Origin of the sequence: Bathymodiolus heckerae thiotrophic gill symbiont (genome assembly GCF_900128515.1) — a bacterium.
Lineage (GTDB): Bacteria > Pseudomonadota > Gammaproteobacteria > PS1 > Pseudothioglobaceae > Thioglobus_A.
In genome coordinates, this window is sequence record NZ_FQTP01000153.1 from 1 (window position 1) to 2,334 (window position 2,334).

2 protein-coding genes and 1 pseudogene are annotated in these 2,334 nt (G+C 35.8%); 2 read left to right on the forward strand and 1 reads right to left on the reverse strand.

Going from position 1 to position 2,334, the window contains the following annotated elements; genetic code table 11:
• Nucleotides 1–127 precede the first annotated feature (127 nt).
• Nucleotides 128–334 (forward strand): annotated as a pseudogene (locus BTHERMOSOX_RS10480) (EcoRI family type II restriction endonuclease); the annotation flags it as partial.
• Between the two features lie 39 nt (nt 335–373).
• Entirely contained in the window at nt 374–1,327 is a 954-nt protein-coding gene (locus tag BTHERMOSOX_RS10485) for an adenine-specific methyltransferase EcoRI family protein (protein WP_138121092.1), read from the forward strand.
• Between the two features lie 384 nt (nt 1,328–1,711).
• Here BTHERMOSOX_RS10485 and BTHERMOSOX_RS10490 read toward each other — a convergent pair.
• On the reverse strand, nt 1,712–2,334 hold a 623-nt coding region (locus BTHERMOSOX_RS10490; RefSeq protein WP_171004726.1), incomplete at its 5' end, for an IS91 family transposase.

A 2,334-nucleotide genomic window follows, 5' to 3' on the forward strand; every position in this document is an offset into this window, starting at 1 on the left:
AAATAGTTCACCACTTTTGTATCTTAGGGATGTTATTAAAATGCGCCGCCAGGGAAATAATGTGCCTAAATTACCGCAGATGCCTGCGCTAGTTGCTGCTTAATTATATAGGGGAATGAACGGTTACATGCCAATAAATACAAATTTATGTGAAAATAAATTTGTCAAGCATAAAGACAAGGCAATTATGCTTCAAGCAACCTCAATATATACACAAGGGGATGGGGAAAAATTGGATGTCAAAAAGATGTTTGATATAATGACTGATATTTCTAAAACCTCCCTTAAAACATTGGGAAGTGAAATATTTAATCAGATAACAAAAAGTAAATAACTAAAAATAAAAGATTCATTAAATTAAGATAGGTTGATAATGGCAAGAAATGCAACAAATAAATTATTGCAAAAAGCTAAAAAATCAAAAAGTGATGAGTTCTATACACAACTTTCAGATATAGAAAGCGAATTACAACATTATAAAAGCCACTTTAAAGACAAAGTGGTTTTTTGCAATTGCGATGACCCTCGAATTTTTAATTTTTTTAATTATTTTGCTTCAAACTTCAAAGAGTTAGGTCTTAGAAAGTTAATAGCTGCTTGTTATAGAGAGCAAGCAAGAGATTTATTTAATACAGAAGAAGATGAAAATGGCTTTTTCTTTAAATATACAGGTACAGAGGGAGAAAAAAACAAACCAAGTTCAACTGACATTGTTTACTTTAAAGGGGACGGGGATTTTCGTAGTGCTGAAAGTATTGAGCTGTTAAAGCAGTCCGATATTGTTGTTACTAATCCACCATTTTCATTATTCAGAGAGTATGTAGCTCAATTAGTTAAATATGATAAAAAGTTTTTGATAATTGGCAATATTAATGCAATCACCTATAAAGAAATTTTCAAAATAATTAAAGAAAACAAGGCGTGGTTAGGAATAAACCTTGGTAGAGGAGTTTCTGGTTTTATAGTTCCCGAACACTATGAACTTTATGGAACGGAGGCTCGGATTGATAGCTTAGGAAACAGAATAGTTTCTCCAAACAATTGTCTATGGTTAACTAACTTAGATACTTTTAAAAGGCATGAAGATATTGGACTCACAAAAAAATATTTTGGGAGCGAAGTTGAATATCCAAAATATGATAATTATGATGGAATTAATGTTAATAAAACAAAAGATATACCATTAGACTACAAAGGGAGTATGGGCGTACCAATAACATTTTTACATAAATTTAATCCCGAGCAATTTGAAATAATTAAGTTCAGAAAAGGGAATAATGAAAAATATTTATCAATAAATGGAAAATGTCCGTATTTTAGAATATGAATAAAGAATAAACGAATACAAACGGAATTAATTGAAGATATAGGAATAAATGTATAACGAACAAGGTTAGATTGTGATCGCGAAGCGAGCCACAATCTGAACCGTTTGTTGGACAAGCCCGGCCCGTTAGTAGGAAGTCTGTTAAATCGTTTCTATGAAAATAGCTTTTTGCTGATTAGCTCGATTGATTAATCAGACTTCGTTTTTACAACTTAATTGAACCTTGAGCGTTGCCCATTGCAGTCAACTCCTAAAGTTCAAGTATCGGGGCATTTTTTATGCTTTAATCCCCGATTTTAGCCCAAACAACTCCCTCAGCGCCTTATGCGCTGCTTGTCTGGGCGAAGGAGTGTGAATTTACATAACCTTTAGTGGTTCCAGCATTTAAGTCGGCACAGGCTGAAAGGTCACTTCCACTCTGGGGATTCTCCTACGCCCCACGATCATTACACCGCCACAACATTTGCAACTGAATTGTGGTCGTACTTTAAGTCTGCTTAATATCTTCGTCGGATCAAACTTTAGCAGGGTATGGATCAGTTTAATCACCCTTTTGCTATTGGGGTGCAAAAAACCGAAGTTCCGTGCACGGCGAAAGCCTTTAGGTAAAACATGTTGCAGTACTAACCATAAAAAATCAGCTCCTGAAAGCGTTTTGGTTCGATAACGTTTGGTTTTGCTGTCTTGATAACGATACGTCACTTTGCCATTCTGGCAGGATAAAATATCCTTTTCACGAATAACGCCACGGTAAAGGTATCGACCCAGATAAATCAGGGCTTTATCGCCAGCACCGACAAACTTGCAATCCACTACCCATTTTCCCGGAATCTTCGCAGGAAAAGGAAGTTTCTCTTCGCTCATGCGTGTCAGCATTTTAGCGCGAAAGACTTTCGCCAGTGCTTTATGATTAAACAGGTATTTTCCCTCTTTAGTACGCCAAAGCTTATTGGTCTTGTCCACGATTGCCGCCGGCATGACCACATGAATATGCGGATGATCCTTTA

Excerpts from the sequence above, each read along its gene's own strand:
- BTHERMOSOX_RS10485 (WP_138121092.1), top strand. The coding sequence starts at position 374 with ATGGCAAGAAATGCAACAAATAAATTATTGCAAAAAGCTAAAAAATCA.